Source organism: Pseudomonas sp. EMN2 (assembly GCF_009650555.1).
GTDB lineage: Bacteria > Pseudomonadota > Gammaproteobacteria > Pseudomonadales > Pseudomonadaceae > Aquipseudomonas > Aquipseudomonas sichuanensis.
The window spans coordinates 218330-241134 of record NZ_VZZR01000012.1 but is presented as its reverse complement, the minus strand read 5'-3'; the positions used below and the strand labels follow the sequence as shown (position 1 = coordinate 241134).

16 protein-coding genes and 3 pseudogenes are annotated in these 22805 nt (G+C 63.8%); 6 read left to right on the top strand and 13 right to left on the bottom strand.

The annotated features are described in order from the left end of the window. Positions 1-11: 11 nt before the first annotated feature. Positions 12-1265: a serine hydroxymethyltransferase gene (locus F6X61_RS05515; protein ID WP_110992276.1), complete on the bottom strand. Its 1254-nt coding sequence runs from the start codon at positions 1263-1265 to the stop codon at positions 12-14. A 328-nt stretch (positions 1266-1593) separates the two neighbouring features. On the opposite strand from F6X61_RS05515, the gene F6X61_RS05510 reads away from it, so the two are divergent. Further along, on the top strand, positions 1594-2634 hold the full coding sequence (locus tag F6X61_RS05510) for a low specificity L-threonine aldolase (protein ID WP_153785737.1): 1041 nt from the start codon (positions 1594-1596) through the stop codon (positions 2632-2634). A gap of 105 nt (positions 2635-2739) precedes the next feature. Here the strand turns inward: F6X61_RS05510 and F6X61_RS27510 are convergent, their stop codons facing one another. The 4 genes and pseudogenes from F6X61_RS27510 to F6X61_RS05495 all read right to left on the bottom strand — a co-directional run bounded on the left by F6X61_RS27510 (position 2740) and on the right by F6X61_RS05495 (position 5428). Next, on the bottom strand, positions 2740-3468 hold the full coding sequence (locus F6X61_RS27510) for a methyl-accepting chemotaxis protein (protein WP_371923655.1): 729 nt from the start codon (positions 3466-3468) through the stop codon (positions 2740-2742). Positions 3469-3603: 135 nt separating this feature from the next. Further along, positions 3604-4632, bottom strand: a pseudogene (locus F6X61_RS27505) (cache domain-containing protein); the annotation flags it as partial. A gap of 266 nt (positions 4633-4898) precedes the next feature. Next, positions 4899-5201, bottom strand: coding sequence for a cell division protein ZapA (locus tag F6X61_RS05500; protein ID WP_153785735.1), 303 nt, complete (start codon positions 5199-5201; stop codon positions 4899-4901). Continuing rightward, positions 5198-5428: a hypothetical protein gene (locus F6X61_RS05495; protein WP_153785734.1), complete on the bottom strand. Its 231-nt coding sequence runs from the start codon at positions 5426-5428 to the stop codon at positions 5198-5200. The genes F6X61_RS05500 and F6X61_RS05495 overlap by 4 nt, the downstream gene beginning before the upstream one ends. Before the next feature lie 277 nt (positions 5429-5705). On the opposite strand from F6X61_RS05495, the pseudogene F6X61_RS27500 reads away from it, so the two are divergent. Both F6X61_RS27500 and F6X61_RS27495 read left to right on the top strand, forming a co-directional pair. Continuing rightward, positions 5706-6476: pseudogene (locus F6X61_RS27500) on the top strand (MCP four helix bundle domain-containing protein); the annotation flags it as partial. Next, positions 6459-7331 (top strand): methyl-accepting chemotaxis protein, encoded by an 873-nt coding sequence (locus F6X61_RS27495; protein ID WP_369992088.1) that lies wholly within the window; start codon positions 6459-6461, stop codon positions 7329-7331. The pseudogene F6X61_RS27500 and the gene F6X61_RS27495, both read left to right, overlap by 18 nt. A gap of 60 nt (positions 7332-7391) precedes the next feature. Here F6X61_RS27495 and F6X61_RS05485 read toward each other — a convergent pair whose 3' ends face one another. Then, positions 7392-9254 carry an NAD(P)/FAD-dependent oxidoreductase gene (locus tag F6X61_RS05485; RefSeq protein WP_306108980.1) on the bottom strand — a complete coding sequence of 621 codons (1863 nt, stop codon included), beginning with the start codon at positions 9252-9254 and terminating at the stop codon, positions 7392-7394. 256 nt (positions 9255-9510) lie between these two features. On the opposite strand from F6X61_RS05485, the gene F6X61_RS05480 reads away from it, so the two are divergent. Both F6X61_RS05480 and F6X61_RS05475 read left to right on the top strand, forming a co-directional pair. Then, positions 9511-10887: a cytosine permease gene (locus F6X61_RS05480; RefSeq protein ID WP_256671299.1), complete on the top strand. Its 1377-nt coding sequence runs from the start codon at positions 9511-9513 to the stop codon at positions 10885-10887. Further along, positions 10884-11714, top strand: coding sequence for a nitrilase-related carbon-nitrogen hydrolase (locus F6X61_RS05475; RefSeq protein ID WP_153785730.1), 831 nt, complete (start codon positions 10884-10886; stop codon positions 11712-11714). Before F6X61_RS05480 ends, F6X61_RS05475 begins: the two co-directional genes overlap by 4 nt. Positions 11715-11729: 15 nt before the next feature. Here F6X61_RS05475 and gbcB read toward each other — a convergent pair whose 3' ends face one another. Further along, positions 11730-12830: a glycine-betaine demethylase subunit GbcB gene (gene gbcB / locus F6X61_RS05470; RefSeq protein ID WP_031314933.1), complete on the bottom strand. Its 1101-nt coding sequence runs from the start codon at positions 12828-12830 to the stop codon at positions 11730-11732. A 296-nt stretch (positions 12831-13126) separates the two neighbouring features. Here gbcB and gbcA point away from each other — a divergent pair, with 296 nt between their 5' ends. Beyond that, positions 13127-14419 carry a glycine-betaine demethylase subunit GbcA gene (gene gbcA / locus F6X61_RS05465; protein WP_153785729.1) on the top strand — a complete coding sequence of 431 codons (1293 nt, stop codon included), beginning with the start codon at positions 13127-13129 and terminating at the stop codon, positions 14417-14419. Positions 14420-15042: 623 nt separating this feature from the next. On the opposite strand, the pseudogene F6X61_RS27490 reads toward gbcA, so the two are convergent. From F6X61_RS27490 to F6X61_RS05435, 6 genes and pseudogenes are all read right to left on the bottom strand, one after another. Beyond that, positions 15043-15348, bottom strand: a pseudogene (locus tag F6X61_RS27490) (RHS repeat-associated core domain-containing protein); the annotation flags it as partial. A gap of 815 nt (positions 15349-16163) precedes the next feature. After that, a complete protein-coding gene (locus tag F6X61_RS05455; protein ID WP_153785727.1) occupies positions 16164-16934 on the bottom strand; it encodes an electron transfer flavoprotein subunit beta in 771 nt (256 codons plus the stop codon). Between the two features lie 10 nt (positions 16935-16944). After that, on the bottom strand, positions 16945-18177 hold the full coding sequence (locus tag F6X61_RS05450; protein WP_153785726.1) for an electron transfer flavoprotein subunit alpha/FixB family protein: 1233 nt from the start codon (positions 18175-18177) through the stop codon (positions 16945-16947). Next, positions 18177-20129, bottom strand: coding sequence for a dimethylglycine demethylation protein DgcB (gene dgcB, locus F6X61_RS05445; RefSeq protein ID WP_153785725.1), 1953 nt, complete (start codon positions 20127-20129; stop codon positions 18177-18179). Before dgcB ends, F6X61_RS05450 begins: the two co-directional genes overlap by 1 nt. Before the next feature lie 48 nt (positions 20130-20177). After that, entirely contained in the window at positions 20178-22238 is a 2061-nt protein-coding gene (gene dgcA / locus F6X61_RS05440) for a dimethylglycine demethylation protein DgcA (RefSeq protein WP_153785724.1), read from the bottom strand. Positions 22239-22253: 15 nt separating this feature from the next. Next, the gene (locus tag F6X61_RS05435; RefSeq protein ID WP_153785723.1) at positions 22254-22784 is read right to left on the bottom strand and encodes a DUF5943 domain-containing protein; all 531 of its coding nucleotides are present in this window, start codon (positions 22782-22784) and stop codon (positions 22254-22256) included. Positions 22785-22805: the final 21 nt, after the last annotated feature.

The window sequence follows — 22805 nt, the reverse complement described above, 5'->3', positions numbered from 1 at the left end:
GTTTACTCCACTCAGCGGTAAACAGGGAAGTCTGCGCACAGGGCGGCGACGTTCTTGGCCACATCGGCTTCAACGTCAGCGTCGCCGAGGTTGTCGAGGATGTCGCAGATCCAACCGGCCAGCGCCACGCACTGGGCCACCTTGAAGCCACGGGTGGTGACGGCCGGGGTGCCGATACGCAGGCCCGAGGTGACGAACGGCGACTGCGGGTCGTTGGGCACGGCGTTCTTGTTGACGGTGATATGGGCACGGCCCAGGGCGGCGTCGGCGTCTTTGCCGGTAAGGCCCTGGCGGATCAGGCTGACCAGGAACAGGTGGTTGTCGGTACCGCCCGAGACCACATCGAAGCCGCGGTCGATGAACACCTGGGCCATGGCCTGGGCGTTTTCGATGACCTGCTTCTGGTAGGCCTTGAAACCAGGCTCCAGCGCTTCCTTGAAGCACACGGCCTTGGCGGCGATCACGTGCATCAGCGGGCCGCCCTGGGCGCCGGGGAACACCGCGGCGTTGAGCTTTTTCTCGATCTCTTCGTTGCTCTTGGCCAGGATCAGGCCGCCACGTGGGCCGCGCAGGGTCTTGTGGGTGGTGGTGGTGACCACATCGGCGAAGGGGATCGGGTTCGGGTACAGGCCGGCGGCGACCAGGCCGGCAACGTGGGCCATGTCGACGAACAGCAGGGCACCGACTTTATCGGCGATCTGGCGGAAGCGTGGGAAGTCGAGGGTTTTCGAGTAGGCCGAGAAACCGGCGACGATCATCTTCGGCTTGTGCTCGACGGCCAGGCGCTCGACTTCGTCGTAGTCGATCAGGCCGGTGGTGGTGTCGATGCCGTACTGCACGGCGTTGTACAGCTTGCCCGAGGAAGACACCTTGGCGCCGTGGGTCAGGTGACCGCCGTGGGCCAGGCTCATGCCCAGAATGGTGTCGCCGGCCTGCAGCAGGGCCAGGTACACGGCGCCGTTGGCCGACGAACCGGAGTGCGGCTGCACGTTGGCGTAGTCGGCGCCGAACAGCTGCTTGGCGCGCTCGATGGCCAGCGCCTCGACCTTGTCGACGTGCTCGCAGCCACCGTAGTAGCGCTTGCCCGGGTAGCCTTCGGCGTATTTGTTGGTGAGGCCGCTGCCTTGGGCCTGCATCACGCGCTTGCTGGTGTAGTTCTCCGAGGCGATCAGCTCGATGTGATCTTCCTGGCGCTGTTCCTCGGCATTCATCGCCGCCAGCAGTGCGTCGTCGTAACCCTGGATCTGGTCTTGCTTGCTGAACATCATGTATCTCCCGGCAGCGATCGTTTCTTGTCTGTAGAGGGACTTGTCACCCTTTGCAGCGATGGTATGGCCGGGCCGGAGGGCACAGATGCCTGCGCGCGCCTTGCAATGGCGCGTTTACGACATTGTTCAAGGCACTGTGGAAAACAGCGTGGGAGCGGGCTTGCCCCGCGATGGCGTTGGTGCTGATAAATCCTTTTCCAGGACCGCCGCAATCGCGGGGCAAGCCCGCTCCCACGGGCCATCACCCCTTTCGGAAAGGTTGTATAGGCATCTCCCGAATCAATGGTTTAGAGTGCTTTCTTGCGTCGTAAAAAGGACAGGCGTCATGACCGACAACAACCAACAATTCGCCAGCGACAACTATTCCGGCATCTGCCCCGAGGCCTGGGCCACGATGGAAAAGGCCAACCACGGCCACGAACGCGCCTATGGCGACGACCAGTGGACCGAGCGCGCCTCGGAGTACTTCCGCAAACTGTTCGAAACCGACTGCGAAGTGTTCTTCGCTTTCAACGGCACCGCCGCCAACTCCCTGGCCCTGGCCTCGCTGTGCCAGAGCTACCACAGCGTGATCTGCTCCGAGACCGCCCACGTCGAGACCGACGAATGCGGCGCGCCGGAGTTCTTCTCCAACGGCTCCAAGCTGCTGACCGCGCCCAGCGTCAACGGCAAGCTCACCCCCGAGTCGATCCGTGAAGTGGCGCTCAAGCGCCAGGACATCCACTACCCCAAGCCCCGCGTGGTGACCCTCACCCAGGCCACCGAGGTGGGCACGGTGTACCGCCCCGACGAGCTCAAGGCGATCAGCGCCACCTGTAAAGAACTGGGCCTGAACCTGCACATGGACGGCGCACGCTTCACCAACGCCTGCGCCTTCCTCGGCTGCACCCCGGCGGAGCTGACCTGGAAGGCCGGCGTCGATGTGCTGTGCTTTGGCGGCACCAAGAACGGTATGGCAGTGGGCGAGGCGATCCTGTTCTTCAACCGCGCCCTGGCCGAAGACTTCGACTACCGCTGCAAGCAGGCCGGGCAACTGGCCTCGAAGATGCGCTTCTTGTCGGCGCCGTGGGTCGGGCTGCTGGAAGACGGTGCCTGGATGCGTCATGGCCGTCACGCCAACAAGTGTGCGCAACTGCTGGCGTCGCTGGTCAGTGGCTTGCCGGGCGTCGAGCTGATGTTCCCGGTAGAGGCCAACGGGGTGTTCCTGCAGATGCCGGAGCCGGCCATCGAAGCGCTGCGCAATAAAGGCTGGCGCTTCTATACCTTCATTGGCAGCGGTGGGGCGCGGTTCATGTGCTCGTGGGATACCGAAGAGGCTCGGGTGCGCGAACTGGCGGCGGATATCCGCGCCATCGTCGGCGCCTGATCCACCGCATTCGCGGGTAAACCCGCTCCCACAGGTGCTCCACTAACCTTAAGGTCAGTGCTGTCCCTGTGGGAGCGGGTTTACCCGCGAAGAATCCAACACCGATTAAAGCCTGAACCCACCCATCTGCCGCGCCAGGTCATCGGCCAATCCACGCAAGGCCTGGCATTCCTCGCGGCATCCCTGCACTTCGCTGGCCGTCTGCCGCGCCAGGTCGGAAATCCCCTGCACCGTGCGGTTGATCTCCTCGGTCACCGCCGACTGCTCCTCGGTCGCCGTGGCCACCTGGTGGTTCATGTCGCTGATCTGCTCCACCTGATCGGTGATCGCCCCCAGCGACGTGCCCGTGAGCTGGCTGGACTCCACCCCATTGCCGGTCGCCTGCTGCCCCGCCTGCATCGACGACACCGCCGTGCCCGCGCCCTGCTTGAGGCGCTGGATCATCTGCTGCACTTCGTCGGTGGACACCTGGGTGCGCCGGGCCAATGTACGCACCTCGTCGGCCACCACGGCAAAGCCACGGCCCATCTCACCGGCCCGCGCCGCTTCGATGGCCGCGTTCAGCGCCAGCAGGTTGGTCTGTTCGGAAATACTGCGGATCACCGCCAAAACTTCATCGATCGAGGCGACTTCGTCGGCCAACTGGCTGACCGCATCGGCGGCCTTGCCGATCTCGCCAGACATGCCTTCGATGTTGTGAATGGACCGACGCACCACTTCCCGCGCCTGCAGCGCTTCGTCGCGCGCCGACTGCGATGCCACGGCGGCGGAGCCGGCATTCTGGGCAATGTCCTGCACGGTCAAACCCATCTCGTGCACGGCGGTGGCGACCATCTCGGTCATTTCCTGCTGCCGGCCAGAGCGTTCGGCGGTGTTGTCCACCACTTGCGTCACTTGTTCGACCGACCGGTGCAGGCGCTCGGTGGTGCGCAGCACTTCGCCGATCAAGCCGCGCTGGCTGTCGAGGAAGCGGTTGAAGCCCCGGGCCAGATCGCCCAGCTCGTCCTGGCGCGAATCGTCGAGTCGGTGGCTGAGGTCACCGGCACCGCTGCCAATCTGCACCAATGCCGCAGTGACCTGGCGGATCGGCCGTACCAAGCCACGCGCCAACAGCACCACCAGCAACAGCGACACCAGCGCTACGCCTCCGCCAATCAAGCTGGTGAGCCAGACGGCCTGACGCATCTGGGCATAGATTTCGGCCTCGGGCACTTCGGCCACCAGGGTCCAATTGAGGTCACGCAGGGGCAGGCCCAGGGCCAGGTAGGTTTCACCGTCACGGCTGAAACGGCTGCTGCGCAGGCCCTGCCCGCCCGTCATCACGGCTTTGGCTGCATCGGCATCGAGCTGCTCGGCGAGTTTGCGCTTGCCGCTGAATTGCTGGTCGGGGTGCACCTGGATCAGGCCATCGTTGCGCACCAGGAACACCTTGCCGTGCTCGCCGAAGCTGAAGTCGTGAATCAGCTTGGACAACTCGCTCATGCGCAGGCCCATGCCCGCCACGCCCACCAACTGGCCATCCTTTTCCACCCGATAGTCGATGAACAGCGCCAATTCGCCGGTGGCCCCGTCGATATCGATATTGACCAGGCGCTCGGCCCCGCTGTCGATATAGCCGTAGAACCAGCTGTCCTTGGGGTTGGCGCGGCTGAGAGTGCGATCCAGGCCTTTTTCGTTGTAGTAGTGGTTTGTGGCAGTGGCGGCGAACATCGTGGTGAAGGCCTGGTTCCGCTGCCTGGCGCCCTCCAGGTACTCGATGAAACGCGGTGCTTGCGCAGGATCCTCACCGGCGGCCAGCCAATCGCGCAGCAGAGTGTTGCCGGCGATGTCCGCCGCGGCCACCAGCGGTCGGCCGAGCATGCGTTCGATGTCGTTACGGATCGCCTCGATGCTGGCCGGCAGCGCCGTGTCGACCAGGTACCGCTCGGTGAGGCGGTTGACCGCCACCGTGTAGATCGCCACCACAACCAGGATGCTCGCCAGCAGGGCCGCGCCCATGCTTGCGATCAATTGCCACTGGATACTCCGCCGCCAGATACGCATGCCCTTGTTCCCCGAACATTATTGTTTTGGGGGAAGTGTATACACTCTAGTATCCGATCAAGCCACAAATCTTGAACAAAACAAATGACCTGTGGGAGCTGGCGTGCCAGCGATAGCAGTGGTGAATGCACCGACGCCATCGCTGGCAAGCCAGCTCCCACAGGGTCATGGGATGCTTCAGGAAAGGTGGGGACCGCTGACACAGAGCGGTCCAACTCAAATCAGGCGTCGCCGATAGTGCGGCTGATGGCATCGACGGTGGCGTCGATCTGCGCCTGGGTGCGCTCCAGGGTCTTGGCGTGTTCGCGCTGCAACTCGATCTGTTTCGAGCACAGGTTCAGGGCCGCCAGCACCAGCAATTTGTCCCCGATCAGGGTCGGGTAGCTGCGCTTGGTCTCGGCCAGGGCGACGTTGAGCATGCGCACGGCCTGGGCCAGGGTCTCTTCCTGGCCTTCCGGCGCCTTGAGCGAATAGTCGTTGCCGAGGATCGAGACGACGTTGACCGGCTGCGCGTGCAGCCTCATGCGTTCACGACACCCGCGCTGGCGCGGTCGACCAGGGCCTGGATGCGGGCAGCGGTGGCGCCGTGCTTCTCTTCCTGTTCCATCAGCGACAACTGCAGGCTGTCGTTCTCTTCCTTGGCCTGGGCCAGTTCCTGGGCCAGGTTGGCGTTCTGTTCGGCCAGTTGTGCGTTCTTGTGCATCAGGTCGGTGACCAGCTGCTCGAGTTGATTCAGGGAAGTTTCCAACATGCGTCTATCTCGGGTTGTTGCAAAGGGCGCACACGATAAGGAAAAACCTGCGCCCTCGCCATTAAATATCGGATTCAAAAGGTTTTTACCTGCTCAGGTTGACCGGTGTCGGCCGCCCTTGTTCCGGCCTGGGTCAACCGCCTGTCAGGAATTTAGTTAGCTGCCTCACAATTTCACCGTGCCACTATCAAGACTGGCCGGTCACGACCGATACGCCGGCAGGTCCCATTTCGTCGCACGGACTGCGGCCCCCCTTTCTGCCTTGGATACCGCCTCCATGTCCCTACGCAACATGAATATCGCCCCGCGCGCCCTGCTCGGGTTCTCGGTGATCGGCCTGCTGATGCTCGGCCTGGGTGTCTTCTCGCTGATCCAGATGGGCAACATCCGCCAGGCCGGCGTGACCATCGAAGAAATCAGCGTGCCCAGCATCAAGACCCTCGACGAGCTGACCGCGCTCAACCTGCGCCTGCGCACCCTCTCCTACCGCCTGCTGCTCAACCGCGAGCCGGCCACCCAGCAGGACACCCTGCGCCTGCTCGACGAGCGCAACGCGCAGATCGACAAGGCCCGCCATGCCTACGAGCCGCTGATCAGCGCCGCCGATGAAAAAGCCGCGTTCGATCAGTACGGCCAGTTGCTCGGCCAGTACCGCCAGCTCGAAGCGCGCATGCGCAGCCTGAGCCAGGCCGGCGACCTGGAAGGCTTGCGCACCCTGCTCAACCGCGACCTGCTGGACAACTCCGAGCAGATCAACAAGGTCATGGACACCCTGGTGCGCATCAACACCGACCAGACCCGCGACACCAACCTGCAGGCCGCCGACCAGTACAACGGCGCCTTTGCCCTGGTGATCGGCCTGCTGATTGCCGCCACCGTGCTGACCCTGCTGTTCGCCCTCCTGCTCACCCGCAGCATCGTCAAACCCATCGACGAAGCGCTCAAGGCCGCCGAGCAGATCGCCGAGGGCGACCTCACCCACAGCATCCGCCCCGAAGGCACCGACGAAGCCGCGCGCCTGCTGCAGGCCATGGCCAAGATGCAGGACAAGCTGCGCGACACCTTGCAGTTGATCGCCGGCTCCGCCACCCAGCTGGCCTCGGCCGCCGAAGAGCTGAACAGCGTCACCGACGAAAGCGCCCGCGGCCTGCAGCAGCAGAACAACGAAATCGAGCAGGCCGCCACCGCCGTCACCGAAATGACCAGCGCGGTCGAGGAAGTGGCACGCAACGCGGTCAGCACCTCCGAAGCCTCCAGCGAAGCCAGCCGTTCAGCCGGCGATGGCCGCGACCTGGTCATGGAAACCGTGGGCGCCATCGAGCGCATGAGCGGCGACGTACAGGCCACCGCCAAGCTGATCACCCACCTGGCCGAGCAATCGCGCGACATCGGCAAGGTGCTGGACGTGATCCGCGGCCTGGCCGACCAGACCAACCTGCTGGCGCTCAACGCCGCCATCGAGGCGGCGCGTGCCGGCGAGGCGGGCCGTGGCTTTGCCGTGGTGGCCGATGAAGTGCGGGCGCTGGCGCACCGCACCCAGCAGTCCACCAGCGAGATTGAGCGGATGATCGGCAGCATCCAGGGTGGCACCGAACAGGCCGTGGACTCGATGCGCACCAGCACCGAGCGCGCCGAATCGACCCTGAACATCGCCAAGGGCGCAGGCCTTGCGCTGGACACCATCGCCTCGGCGGTGGGGCAGATCAACGAGCGCAATCTGGTGATCGCCAGCGCCGCCGAGGAGCAGGCCCAGGTGGCCCGCGAGGTGGACCGCAACCTGGTGAACATCAATGACCTGTCGGTGCAGAGTGCCACCGGCGCGCATCAGACCAGCGCGGCGAGTGCCGAGTTGTCGCGATTGGCGGTGGACCTCAACGGGCTGGTGGCGCGGTTCCGTACCTGACCGTCAAGGCCATAGGGGGGGCGTGGCACCGGCGAATGGCCTCAACCTCCGCGTGCCCCTCTATGTGCGCCTGCCAGGCCGGCACAGCCAGTTCGTCAGCGCACGAATAAGACGGCACGGCAGCCCTGCCGGCTGCTGCTGGGCAGGCACACCCCCCAACGCCATCGGCTTGAGCCGTTCCCATTGCGAGATCGGCCCCGCCTGCGGCGCAACCCCGCCATTGAACTTGCTGGCCAGCTTGTCCACGGCATTCAGTGCCGTGGTCACCGCCCCCTCGGCCCAGCCTGCGGTCCAGGACACATCGTCGCCGGCCAGGATGAAGCCATCATTGGCAACGCCGTTGCCACCCTCGTGGAACTGGCTGAACAACAGGCGCTGATACTCGTATTGGCCGGGCAGGTTCATCTTGAACGCACCGAGGTAGAAGGGCTCTGCTTCCCATTGGATCTGCGCGAACGGGTCGCTGCCCAGGTACTGCCCACGCAGGTCCACCTGCGGATAGACCTGCTCCAGCAGGGTGGTGCACAGCTCGGCGTTGGGCATGTGCGCCTGGCTGCCCAGCAGTTTGAGGCTGTCGTCGTTCCAGGTGTACGACAGGAAGATCCCCGAGCCTGTGTAGCTGCCGCTGCTGGCGCCATAGTCCACCAGGTAGGTGCCGCGGGTCAGGCGGTCCGACAGGGTGATGCTCATCAATTGCCGGCCTTCACTGTCACGGGCCTTCCAGAACGGGCTGCGGGTCTGGGCGAAGACCTTGGCCGACTGCATGTAGTGGGTGTACATCACCGCTTCCCACTGCTTCTGGCTGAGCAGCGCCGGGCCTGCGGGTTGCGGGTCGGCATGCCGGTAGCGAAACTTGTCGAGGATGCGAACGTGTGGGGTGTAGACCACCGCTGCAAAGGTCTGCGTGTGGTCCTCCTGCCGCTCCAGGTCGCGCAGGTACACCTCGAACTGGCCATCTTCGCGACGGCTGACCAGGCTGACCTCCTGGCGCAGCGGGTTGCGCCCAGGCAAGCCTGCCATGGTCAAGGTCTGCACCGTTTCGAGGGCATCCCAATACACATGCTCGTCGCCAAAACTGCCGGGGGTGCCCGCCCATAGCCGCTGCGGCAACTGATCGGCGCCATCGCGCATCAGCTGGTGGGAAACATCCAGCCCGGTATAGAGCACCCGCAGCACTTCGAGGAAACAGTTGGGGAAGTCGGTATTCCAGCCACCGGTACCGAAACCGATCTGACCGAACAGGTTGATATCCGCCGCCAACCACTTGGCCTGCTCGACCATCGCCGCATGGAAACTCAAGTTATCCCAACCCAGTTCGAGCATATTGTTCCAAGTGGACTTGATGAAGTCTTGATCCACCGTACCATCGGACATTGCCCGTTCCATGGCAGCAAAATGAATCGGGGATTGTTCCAGGAACTCTTCAAAGAAACGGTCTTCAATGGCCTTGAACTTTTCTGGCCGGGGAAATTCCCCGTCATCACCCTCGAAGTAATACTTGTTCCCTTCGTAATCAACTACCGTACTGACCGCTGCAACGCTGCCCGGGTTGGGGAAGTCTTCACTGTTGTCACGCATGCCGACTTTATCGAAGTAATGCATCAGCGCCCTGCCCGACACCGGAAAGCGCATGGCCCCACGCTCGAACGGCACACTACCGACCCCGTCGGAGAACAACCGCCCACCGATTCGCCCGCTGGCCTCCACCACCACCGGCCGCAAGCCCATGCGCATGCACTCATAGGCGGCCACGAGCCCCGCCACACCGGCCCCCACCACCAGTACTGCCTGGCCCAGGTTCTCGGGCTGCAGACTGCCCAGGGGGCTTGCGCCCTTGGCCTGCAGGTAGCGTGCATAGTCGAATGGAAAGTCCGGAATCAAGGCACTGACAGCGTCGGCCCGGGCCAGTAAAGCAGCTCGCATTCTGTTGGGTGTAGCCGCCATGTTTATTACTCACTTCACTGTGAATAAGTTAATTAACCGAAGTAAATAGGAATATTCCTACATAGCAAAATACTCTTTCGCGCTATTAATTCGAATTCTGAGACTATCAGAAATGCCAGTTGACATAACCTCAAACAACCAGTCCACACGTGAACTTCGCCGTAAATTCCGGTGAAATTCCATGACACCTGGAATTCCCATGGCTCGTGCAATACACGCGAAAAAAGTCTTGAACATGGAAGCCCGAAGTATCGAACAAATCCCGGCCGGTGAACGGCACGGCAAGGCCTGGCACTTGGCGCCGTTCTGGTTCACCGGAAACTTCGTGCTCACCACCATGGCCACCGGTTTCATCGGCCCGTCCTCCGGCCTGCTGGCCTGGCAAGCCATTCTGGCGATCGTGCTGGGGGTCGCGGCCGGCACCTTGTGCATGGCATTGCACGCCAACCAGGGCCCGCGCCTGGGCCTGGCGCAGATGATCCAGTCACGGGCCCAGTTCGGGCTCTATGGCGCGGTGCTGCCATTCGCGGTGGTGGTCGGTGTGTACGTGGGTTTCAACGTGTTCAACCTCACGCTGGCAAGCGAAGCGCTCGGCCCGTGGCTGCCGGGGCCGGCGCCGCTGTGGCAGGGCCTGCTGCTGGCCATCGCATTGTGCATCGCCGTAGTCGGCCACGACCTGCTGCACGCGGTGCAGCGCTGGCTCACCTACGTGCTGATCGCCGTGTTCGGCTGGCTCACCCTTACCGCGCTGGGTGGGCTGCAACTCGATAGCGCACAGCCGCAAGTACCCTTCTCCTGGGCTGCATTCTTCGGCCAGCTGTCGGTGGCCGCGGCCTACCAGATCAGCTACGCCGTCTATGTGTCCGACTATACCCGCTACCTGCCTGCCGACACCCCGGCCCGGCGCACCGTCGGCTGGACCTATCTGGGCGCCGCCGCATCGGCCATCTGGCTGATGTCGCTGGGCGCCCTGCTGGCCTCGGCACTACCCGCCGACGGGCCGATCGGCTACGTGAAACACCTGGGTGACCTGGCCATGCCGGGCTTCGGCAACGTCGCCGTGCTGCTGGCGGTGCCGGCGCTGGTCGGCATCATGGCCATCAACTGCTACGGCGCCATGCTCACCGGCGCCAGTGCCCTGTCGGCCATGCGCGAGGTACCGCCTGGGGCCGGGCCACGCATTGTCGGTATCGTGCTGGTGGGGGTGCTGATCTATCTGATCACCCTGAGCCTGCCGGCCAGCTACCTGGACAGCTTCAGCCTGTTCCTGCAACTGATGCTGTATCTGCTGCTGCCCTGGAGCGCCATCAACCTCACCGACTTCTATCTGCTGCGCCAGGGCCGCTATGTGATCGCCGAACTGTTCGACGCACAAGGCATCTACGGGCGCTGGGCACTGCCTGGCTTGCTGGCCTACCTGGGGGCGCTGCTGGCCATGCTGCCGTTCGCCAGCCTGGGCGGTTACCAGGGCTGGCTGGTTGCCAGCCTGGGGGGCGTGGACCTCGCCGCGCCAGTGGGCTTCGTCATGGCAGCCCTGCTCTACGGGTGTTTTACCTACCACCGCGACAACCAACGTGAAACCGCCCTGTGGCGCCAGGAGAACCGCGTATGAACGGCACCTACCGTGTGGCCTGCCAGCAACTGGCCCCGCAGCTTGGCCAGCCGCGCCTGAACCTCGAACGCTCGCTCGCCGCCATCCGCGACGCCGCACTGGCCGGCGCCAGGCTGGTGGTGCTGCCGGAACTGGCGCTCAGCGGCTACCTGTTTCGCGACCGTCAGGAGGCCCACGACCACGCCGAAACGCGCGACAGCCCCGCCCTGGCGGCCTGGGCGGCGCATGCCCGCACGCACCAGGTGATCGTAGTAGGCGGCTTTTGCGAACGCCTGGCCGGGGGCGAAGTAGCCAATGCATGTGTGCTGATCGAGCCTTGTGGTCGTCGCACCTTCTACCGCAAGGCCCACCTGTGGGATGGCGAAACCCGCATTTTCACCCCTGGCGACCAGCCGCCACCGGTGGTGAACACCGCCATCGGCAAAGTGGCGATGATGATCTGCTACGACCTGGAGTTTCCCGAATGGGTGCGCCTGGCCGCGTTGGGCGGCGCCCAGTTGCTGTGCGCGCCGGTGAACTGGCCGCTCGGGCCGAGCCTGCCGGCGCAGCGCCCGGCCGAGGTGATCCGGGCCCAGGCCAATGCCTCGGTGAACCGCCTGTTCGTGCTGGCCTGCGACCGTTGCGGCGAGGAACGGGGCACACAGTGGGTGGGCGGCACGGCGCTGTTGGACGCCGACGGTCATCTGCTGGCAGGCGGCGATCGCAGCCAGCACACTCGCTTGCTGCTGGCGGATATCACCCCGGCCGAGGCCGACGACAAACGCATCAGCACCTACAACCATGTGCTCGAAGACCGCCGCCCGGATCTGTATCGTGGGCTGCTGTGAGGCCGCGTGTGCGGGTCAGTACTCGATCCGCACATCCCCCTTCGGCACACTGCAGCAAGACAGGATATAGCCCTCGGCCTCGTCCTCTTCGGTGATCCCGCCGTTGTGCTCCATCTCCACCTCGCCACCCAGCTTGAGCACCTTGCAGGTGCCGCAGATACCCATGCCACAAGCCTTGGGGATCATCAGCCCGACCTTGGCCGCCGCCGCATGCACGGTCTCGCCCGGGGCCACGCGAATGCTCTTGTCGCTGCCGACGAACTCCACCAGGTTGAGGTCGGCCGCGTCCACTTCCGGCGCATCGGCAGCAGCTTCGGCATGCTCCACCGCATCGGCCTTGGCCTCGGGCGGTGTCGCGCCGAACGACTCCTCGTGGTAGTTCTTCATGTCGAAGCCGACCGCCTCGAGCATGCGCTTGACCGCGCTCATGTAAGGCGTCGGGCCGCAGCAGAAGATGGTGCGCTCCAGGTAGTCCGGGGCGATCAGCTCCATCAGGCGCTGGTTGAGGTAACCGCGATAGCCGGCCCACGGCTCGCCCAGCCCGTGCTTCTCACAAATGATGTGCAGGCTGAAGTTGGGGATGCGCGAAGCCATCTGCTCCAGCTCGCGGTGATAGATGATGTCCTTCGGCGAGCGGGCGCTGTGCACGAAGACCATGTCGACATTGGCGTTGGTGTCGTAGAACCAGCGGGCCATGGACATCACCGGGGTGATGCCGACGCCACCGGACAGGTACAGGGTCTTGCCCGCCGGGAAGTCGATGGCGTTGAACAGCCCCACCGGCCCGTGCACCGGCAGCTCGGCGCCTTCGTGCATGGTGTCGTGGAGGAAGTTCGACACCAGCCCGCCCGGCACGCGCTTGACGGTGATCGAAAAACTGTAGGGCACCGACGGCGAGCTGGAGATGGTGTAGGAGCGCATCACCGGCTTGCCTTCGATCTCCAGCTCCAGGGTGACGAACTGCCCGGGCTTGAAGAAGAACATGATCGGCTGGTCGGCCATGAAGCAGAACGTGCGCACATCCCAGGTTTCCTGGATGACCTTGACGCAGCGCACGATGTGGCGGCCATTGGCCCAGGTCTGGGTGGTGACCGGGTTGAGGAAGGTATCGGACATGTTCATCTCCAGCAGCCGACTGTCGGCCTTTCTTATGGCTCCGATAATGCGCAACGCGAGGGCTGCGTACATTCCCATCCGCGACATCGGCGTGCTTATCGCGACCAGCCCCACGCTACAAGGGTTGGCGCGTCGGAATTCGATGCGGCCATGTCGCCCATGGATATGGTTCCCGCCGTCTTCGAACGCACACTCCTCGGCAAAACAACAGGCTGTTTATCCAAAGCAGCAGCCCTGCGGCAAACAACAACGATTAGCCACTTTTGTCGGCCGCACGCGGCCCCGAGGACCACACGATGGACGTCACCGCTACCCTGAGCCTGGGCGACCCACTGGAACCCGCACGCAAGGCCACCGCCGAGATGCTGCAGACCCGCGAGCGCACCTACTCGCTGCCGCAACCTTTCTACAGCGACGAGCGCCTGTTCCAGATCGACATGCAGGAGATCTTCCACAAGGAATGGCTGATCGCCGGCCTGGTTTGCGAGATCCCGACCAAGGGCAACTACATCACCCTGCAGATCGGCAAGAACCCGATCATCGTGATCCGCGGTGCCGAAGGTAAGGTGCATGCCTTCCACAACGTCTGCCGCCACCGCGGCTCGCGCCTGTGCGTCAGCGACAAGGGCAAGGTGGCCAAGCTGGTCTGCCACTACCACCAGTGGACCTACGAACTCGATGGCCGCCTGCTGTTCGCCGGTACCGAGATGGGCGCCGACTTCGACATGAACCAGTACGGCTTGAAGCCTGTGAACGTGAAGGTGGCCGGTGGCTACATCTTCATCAGCCTGGCCGAGAACCCGCCGGCCATCGACGAGTTCCTGGCCACCCTCGACCACTACATGGAACCGTACGACATGGAGAACACCAAGGTGGCGGTGCAGACCACCTTGATGGAGAAGGCCAACTGGAAGCTGGTGCTGGAGAACAACCGCGAGTGCTACCACTGCAGCGGTTCGCACCCGGAGCTGTTGAAGACGCTGCTGGAGTGGGACGACACCAACGACCCGCGCGCCAGCCAGGAATTCAAGGACCATGTGGCCGCCTCGGCCGCCGCCTGGGAAGCCGAGAAGATCCCTTACCTGCACAAGAGCCACGGCCTGCGTAACCGCATCGTGCGCATGCCGCTGCTCAAGGGCACCGTGTCGATGACCATGGACGGCAAGGTGGCGTGCAAGAAGCTGATGGGCCGCATCCAGAACCCCGACCTGGGCTCGATGCGCATCCTGCACCTGCCACATTCGTGGAACCACTGCATGGGCGACCACATGATCGTGTTCACCGTGTGGCCGATCAGCGCGCAGGAAACCATGGTCACCACCAAGTGGCTGGTGCACAAGGATGCGGTGGAGGGGGTGGACTACAACCCTGAAGAAATGCGTAAGGTATGGGATGCCACCAACGACCAGGACCGTCGCCTGGCCGAAGAGAACCAGCGCGGGATCAACTCCACCGCCTATCAGCCGGGGCCTTACTCGAAGACTTACGAGTTTGGCGTGGTGAACTTCATCGACTGGTATAGCCAGCGCATGCTGGAGAACCTGGGGGCGGAGCCGGCGCCTTATTTGAAGGAAGTGAAGGCGCAGTAAGATCATCGCCGTGCCTTGGTTTCAACGCCAAGGCACGGATCTCAACCCGAATTACCCTGACGAACGGCGCTGACGGTTGTAAGCTCCACAGGCGGCTCTGTCGGGGTTCGCCACGGCCGTGTCACCCAGTTGCTTAACCTGTTGCCAGCGGACCCGATACCCCGTCCCAAGTAACGCAAGCCATCCCAGACAAGCCCCACCCCCAAGGTCTCCATTACCCCCTCCGTCACAACCCTCCAACGCGGTACGCCATATGTGCCTGCGTCTCTCCACCAGTTGGAGGCTACGGGTCTCATCATCAGAACTGTCCCCACCCCGACAGTAGTTGCGCCTATAGAGCTCTGTACTGCACCGGACATAGCGAGGTCCGTCGCCGGGGAAGCTGGCAGGCCGCCAAGCAGACCAATCGCGCGACCAGAGTTGACCATCAGGCCAGCACCATAAAAATGCGCTGTATTCGCGACGCGAGCCTGTGTTGTTGGAGGTATGTAGGGATGATCGGGGCGCATGAGATGGATCTGACGTTGCGCTGCATTGTAGAAGTTTCTGTTTAACCCAGCCCCACCTGTCATAAAGCTGGAGAGAAAGGCTGCTCCTTGTACCAACGTAGGGATGATGAAACGCCCGCTTGGATCGGCTTGATTGACGGGATCGCCAGCGCAGTAAGCGTAAGCATTCAGCCCCCCTTCAGCGAAGGGGCTAAACGCATCTGGCGAATGAAAACGCATGATCACCGGGTTGAACTGCCGGTGTCCGTTGCCCAGGTGATAGCAACCGGTCAGGGCATCCAGGCGCTCGCCGCAGAACGCGCTCATCGCCCCGCCTTGGATCGTTGCCCCGTATGCCGTGTAAGCCCTCGCGGTACCGCGTGAATCGTCGAGAACAGAACGCTGCCGGTCAGTTGCCAGCAAATGAACAAGGCTCATGGAGTGCCTCCCTGATTTGACCACCTTAGGCTAATCGCACCGGGATAACGGTAAAACTGGCAAAAATAAGGGGTAGTGGGTATTGCCTGCTGGTCAAAATTCGAGCAATCGCTTTCAGACCTTGTGATTCATGGCCTGGAGAAGGCAGCGAACAACTTATCCACAGGCAGGGCCACACAGATTGTGCAAAACCACAGGGTCTGGAACCGATAGACAATGATCAAAAAATGATCAAATCGCTACAGGCCATATATCCAAAGGGCTGCAGCAACAACCAAACACCTTGTCCACAGAGAGACCAACAGCGTTTGTGAACAAGCGCGATGGCTGTTCTACAACCGTTGTGGATAAACACCTTATCCCGTTGATTTCAGTGGCATGGCGGGCCTCGAACGTTGATTTGATCGCTTTTTGATCAAACCTCTACAAGCCCTATGATTCGGGCTCTGTAGCCATGTCCAAACAGATTATCCACAGGGCCGCTAACAGCGAATGTGGGCAAGTGATGGGGAATTGAGGGGTTAGAGTTGGAGCAAGACCTGGTCAATAATTAATCAATCGACTGAAGGCATTGATTTCAAAGGGCTGTAGCGAAGCGCAAACACTTTACCCACAGCTTGGCGAACAGATTTCGGGGGCAAAATTATCACCGCACGCTCACGCGCACCCTGTGGGAGCGGCTTTAGCCGCGAAGCAGGCAATGCGGTGGATGGCACCGGCTTCGCCGGTGTTCGCGGGTAAACCCGCTCCCACAGGGTTAGCGCCAGGCCGAACTCTGCGCAATCCTGTGGAAGCAGGGCTTGAATGGCGGGGTTTGCTCAGCGCAACACCCCCTCCTCCACCAGCAGCTTGAGAATCGCCTCGGCGCCTTCCTGGGGCGAAACATCCTTCAGCACCTTGCCGCCACCACCACTGGCCTTGGCCGTGGCGGCCTTCATGCGGTCGGCACCGCTCTTGGCCTTGATCACCTTGAGCCGCTTGGGCCGTGGCCGCGCAGGCTGCAAGGCGTCATCACCCATTACCGGGTCGTCCACCACCGCCACCTCGTGAGGGGCCAGCACCCCGCGCCGCGCCGGGCCGAACGCGCTCTGGCGGGGCTTGGGCGCAGCGTTATCCACAGTTGCCAACAAAGGCAGGCGCACTTTCAAGCGACGGCGCTGACCCCGTGGCAGCGCCTGCAACACCTGGGCGGTGCCGTTCTCGATCGATTCCACTTCGGCCAGCCCGACCACCAACGGCCAACCGAGCTTCTCGGCCAGCAGAAACGGCAACATGCCAGAGCCTTCCCCGGTCTCCGCCTGGCTGCCCGTCAGCACCAACTGGGCGCCGGCATCGCGCAGGTAGTCGCCCAACACGCCCAGTACATCGGCGCCAGCGGGCTGCTCCAGGACATCCAGGTGCTCCAGCCCCATGCCCAGGTAGGCACGCAAAGCCTCCTCGTGGGGATCACCGGCATGCACCACCTGCAAGTTATCCCCAGCCAGCTGCAAGCCCAGCTCCACGGCGCGGGCGTCCTGCTCGGCGCGGCGTGCGCGGCCAGAGCTGGGGTGAGCGCCAATCGAGACCAGGCTGATGACTTTCGTACTCATGCTCATGCCCTTATGCCGCGTCGCGCTGGCCGCCGCTGCGGTAGTTGTCCACAGCCTCGATCAGTGCCTTGAGAATCGCCGAGCTGTCGCCAATCACCGACAGGTCGGCCCGTTTGATCATGTCGCAGCCCGGGTCCATGTTGATCGCCACCACCTTGTCGCAGGCGCCGATGCCCTGCAGGTGCTGGATCGCGCCGGAGATACCCACAGCCACGTAGACCCGCGCCGTGACCCAGGTGCCGGTGGCGCCCACCTGGCGGTTGCGCGGCATGAAGCCGTCGTCCACCGCCACGCGGGAGGCACCTTCGGTGGCACCAAGGGCCTTGGTGGCCTGGTGGTACAGGTCCCAGTCCTTGACGCCGTTGCCGCCGGAGACGATGAACTCGGCCTCGGCCATGGCAATGGCGGCCGGGTCCACGGCCACCGAGCCGAGGTCCTCGATACGCGACAGACTGCGCGCCACGCCTGTGGACAACTCCACGGGCAAGGCTTCGTGGCGGGTTTCGCTCACCGGCTCTGCGCATTCGGCAGCGGCCAGGATCAAGCGTGGCACGTCGCGCTGGATATCCTGCTGGCCGGCGCCGGCACGGCCGATGCACTGGCCGTCCTTGACCTGCCACACCCGCGTCGCCGGGCGTTCGCCCAGGGCCGCGCCAAAGCGCCGGCCGAGTTCGCCGCCACCGCTGCGGCTATCGGGCAACAGCCAGTGGCGTGGCGCGAACTGGTTATCCACAGCCCGCAGGCCCTGGACCAGTTGCTCCGGTGCATAACCTTCGAAGGCCTCGCCCTCGATGACCAGCAGGCGATCAACGCCGGCTGTGGAAAAGTTGCTTTCCTTGTGCTCACCGAACACCACGGCCAGCACCGCGCCGTCACTGCCAGCCAGGCTGTGGGCCAGGCCGAGCAGGTCGCGGTCGTGGCTGCCGAGACGACCGCCGACCATGTCCGGCACCACGGCGATGTAGTACGCAGGCTCGGCCACCTGATGCAGCGGCAGCTGAACCTCGGCGGCGGCCGTGCGCCGCCCGCCCACGCCGGTACCCTGCTGGGCGCCGCTGCGGTCGATGCGCTTGAGGCCGCTGGGGCCGATGAAGCCGGCAGCGATCGCATGGGGGTTCTTGCGCATCAGGCCGTTGGGGCCCATCCAGCTGGTTTGTTGCGTCTGCATAGCCGCATGCAGCGGGTGCAGGCGGTTACGGGCGATCCACTCGGCGCGTGGGTCGCGGCGGATGATGTCGCTCATCAGTGCACCTCCGCAGGTTCACGTTTGCTGGCTGGCGATTTGGCGCTGGCCGGGGCCTGGTCTTCGATCAGCACATCGGCGACCAGCTCGGCGAGGTCCTTGATCTGTGGGCGCGGTTCGACCACGCCTTCGAGCATCGCCGTGCACTGTGGGCAACCCACGGCCACCAGCTCTGCCTCGGTCTCGCGGATATCGTCCATGCGCATGTCGGGGATACGTTGCTTGCCCGGGATGTCGGTGATCGGCGCGCCGCCGCCACCGCCGCAGCAACGGGAACGGAAGCCCGAGCGCTGCATCTCGCGCACCTCGATACCCAGGGCCTTGAGCACGTCGCGCGGGGCCTCGTACTCGCCGTTGTAACGGCCCAGATAGCACGGGTCGTGGTAGGTGACGCTGCCACCCTTGTGCTGGCCGAGGTTGAGCTTGCCGGCGGCGATCAGTTCGGCGATGTAGGTGCTGTGGTGCTGCACCTGGTAGTCACCGCCCAGGGCACCGTATTCGTTCTTCAGTACATGGAAACTGTGTGGGTCGCACGTGACGATGCGCTGGAACTGGTACTTGGCCAGGGTCTGGATATTGCGTTTGGCCAGGTGCTGGAAGGTCGCTTCATCACCCAGGCGTCGCGCCACGTCACCGCTGTCGCGCTCTTCCAGGCCAAGCACGGCGAAGTCCACGCCAGAGGCCTTGAGCACTTTGACGAAGGCGCGCAGGGTGCGCTGGTTGCGCATGTCGAAGGCGCCATCGCCGACCCAGAACAGCACCTCGGTGCGTTTCACATCACTGAGCAGTTGCAGGTTGAGGTCGGCGGCCCAGTTCATCCGCCCGCCCGGGGCGAAACCGCCGGGGTTGTCGGTGGCAATCAGGTTGTCCAGCACCTCGGCGCCCTTGTTCGGGGTGGCACCCTTTTCCAGGGTGAGGTGGCGGCGCATGTCGACGATGGCATCGACGTGCTCGATCATCATCGGGCACTCCTCCACGCAGGCGCGGCAGGTGGTGCACGACCACAGGGTTTCGGCATCGACCAGGCCGTTGACGATGGGCTGGTGCGGATGGCCGCCATGCTCACCGATCGGCTTGCCCGGATAGGGGCTGCCGGCGAACGTGGCGTCGGTGCCACCGGCCAGGCCGATGACCATGTCCTGAATGAGCTTTTTCGGGTTCAGCGGCTGGCCGGCGGCGAATGCCGGGCACATGGCCTCGCACTTGCCGCATTGCACGCAGGCGTCGAAACCGAGCAGCTGGTTCCAGGTGAAATCGACCGGTTTTTCCACACCCAGCGGCGCGTTCGGGTCTTCCAGATCCAGCGGCTTGAGGCCGGTGGAACGGCCGCCGCCGAAGCGCTCGGCGCGGCGGTGCCAGGCCAGGTGCAGGGCGCCGGCGAAGGCGTGCTTCATCGGCCCGCCCCAGGTCATGCCGAAGAACAGCTCGGACACGCCCCACAGCACGCCGACGCCAAGCACCGCCACCAGCACCCAGCCACCGGTGCCTTCCGGCAGGATGCCGGCCACCGGCAAGGTCGCGATGAAGAAGCTCGCCGCGAACATCAGCAGGCTCTTGGGCAGCCGCATCCACGGGCCCTTGGACAGGCGCGAAGGAGGGTCGAGGCGGCGTTTGAAGACGAAGATCGCACCGCTGAACATGATCACCGTGGCGACCAGCAGGGCATACCCAAGGATCTTGCTGTGCAGGCCGAAGCCGTGCACCAGGATTGCCAGCACGGCCGAGAGCACGAAGCCGCCGGCGGTGGCCACGTGGGTCTTGGACATGTACTTGTCGCGCTCGACCACGTGGTGCAGGTCCACCAGGTAGCGCCGTGGCATGGCCAGCAGGCCTTTGATCAGGTCGACCTTGCTCGGCCGCCCGCGCCGCCACATGCGCACCCGGCGCAGGGCGCCGAGCACCGCCAGGGCCAGCGCGGTGAACAGCAGGATGGGTAGAAGGGTGTTCAACATGGGAGGCTCCCACAGTGTTCCTCTACAGATGCCGCGTTGGTTCTGCGATCAGAAATCCTTGCACAGGCGCAAGGCGTCGTAGATCGCCGCATGCACGTTGCGCTGAGCCACGCAGTCGCCAATGCGGTACAACAGGTAGCCCTCGCCCGGCTGGCTGAGGATCGGCTGCGGCTTGATGGCGAACAGCGCCTCGACGTCGATCTGGCCCTTGTTGCGCGAACCGTCCTTGAGCGCGTAGTACAGCTGCTCGTCGGGACGCACGCCGTTCTCCACCACCACCTGGTCCACCACCCGCTCTTCCTTGGCGCCCGTGTACTCGTTCTCGAGCACCGCCACCAGCTTGTCGCCTTCGCGGTAGACCTTCTCCAGCATCATGTCGCCGGTCATGATCACTTCTTTGGGGTACATGCTGCGGTAGTAGGTGGGGAAGCTGGTGCCGCCCATGGCCACGCCCGGCTTGATGTCGTCGGTGACGATTTCGACCTGGCTGCCCTTGTCGGCGATGAAGTCCGCCGTCGACATGCCGGTGAACTCGCAGATGGTGTCGTACACCAGCACGTTCTTGCCCGGTGCGACCTTGCCGTCGAGCACGTCCCAACTGCTCACCACCAGCCCTTCGGCGGCGCCCCAATGCTCGTTCTGCTCGACGAACGGATGGCCGCCCACCGCCAGCACGATGATGTCCGGCCGCAGGTCCTGGATGGTCGCCACGTCAGCGGCGGTGCCCAGGCGCAGGTCGATCTTCAGGCGGGCGAACTCCAGCTGGTACCAGCGGGTGATGCCGGCGATCTGGTCGCGCTGCGGGGCCTTGGCGGCGATGGTGATCTGCCCGCCGATCTGCTCTTTCTTCTCGAACACGGTCACATCGTGGCCACGCTCGGCGGCCACACGGGCGGCCTCCATGCCGGCAGGGCCGGCGCCGACGATCACCACCTTGCGCTTGGCGCCGGTGGTCTTCTCGATGATGTGCGGCACACCCATGTATTCACGGGAAGTGGCGGCGTTCTGGATGCACAGCACGTCCAGGCCCTGGTACTGGCGGTCGATGCAGTAGTTGGCGCCGACGCACTGCTTGATCTGGTCCACCTGGCCCATCTTGATCTTGGCGATCAGGTGCGGGTCGGCGATGTGCGCGCGGGTCATGCCCACCATGTCCACGTAGCCGCCTTCCAGAATGCGCGTGGCCTGGTTCGGGTCCTTGATGTTCTGCGCATGCAGTACCGGGACCTTGACCACTTCCTTGATACCGGCCGCCAGGTGCAGGAATGGCTCCGGCGGGTAGCTCATGTTGGGGATGACGTTGGCCAGGGTGTTGTGGGTATCGCAGCCCGAGCCGACCACGCCGATGAAATCGAGCATGCCGGTGGCGTCGTAGTAGGCGGCGATCTGCTTCATGTCCTCGTGGCTGAGGCCATCGGGGTGGAATTCGTCGCCGCAGATGCGCATGCCCACGCAGAAGTCGTCACCGACTTCCTTGCGCACGGCCTTGAGCACCTCCATGCCGAACTTCATGCGGCCTTCGAAGGTGCCGCCCCACTCGTCGGTACGCTTGTTGACCCGTGGGCTCCAGAACTGGTCGATCATGTGCTGGTGCACCGCCGACAGCTCGACGCCGTCCAGGCCGCCCTCCTTGGCGCGGCGCGCAGCCTGCGCGTAGTTGCCGATGACGCGCCAGATCTCTTCTACTTCGATGGTTTTGCAGGTGGCGCGGTGCACCGGTTCACGGATGCCCGACGGCGACATCAGGGTCGGCCAGTTGAAGCCGTCCCAGCGCGAGCGACGGCCCATGTGGGTAATCTGGATCATGATCTTGGCGCCATGCTTGTGCATGGCGTCAGCCAGGTTCTGGAAGTGCGGGATGATGCGGTCGGTCGACAGGTTGACCGACGACCACCACTCCTGCGGGCTGTCGATGGCCACCACGGACGAACCGCCGCAGATCGCCAGGCCGATGCCGCCCTTGGCCTTCTCTTCGTAGTACTTCACATAGCGGTCGGTGGTCATCCCGCCGTCGGTGGCATACACCTCGGCGTGCGCGGTGCTGAGCACACGGTTGCGGATGGTCAGTTTGCCGATCTGGATCGGCTGGAACATTGCTTCGAAGGCCATGACGCTATCTCCGGCTTACAACGGCTTTGTTACGAACAGGCCATCTTCGTGGCCTTCTTCCGACCCGCCGTAGACCTGCTCGGCCACGGTGCGGATCGAGCTGCCGCGGGCAGCGAGAATCTGGTCCATGGCGCCGGCGAACCAGCCCGTGAACATGTAGTCGACCTTGCGGCCGCACTTGCCGTACACATAGACGAACGCCGAGTGCTCGAGCTTGACGCTGCAGGTGCCTTTATCCAGGTCGATGTCCTGGATCTTGAACAGGCCCCAGCCACGCTGGCTCAGGCGCTTCATGTAGTGCTCGAACACCGCCACGCCTTCCAGGCCATGGCACTCGGCTTCTTTTTCGCACCAGTGCCAGGCGGACTTGTAGCCGGCCTTGTAGAGGATCTCGGCATAGGCGTCGGCGCCCAGCACTTCCTCGATGCCCATGTGGTTGTTGACGAAGAAATGCCGTGGCACGTAGAGCATCGGCAGGGCGTCGCTGGTCCAGACACCGGTCTCGCTGTCGACTTCGATTGGCAATTGCGGGGCGATCTTGGCCATGGAAACTCAACTCCATAAAAT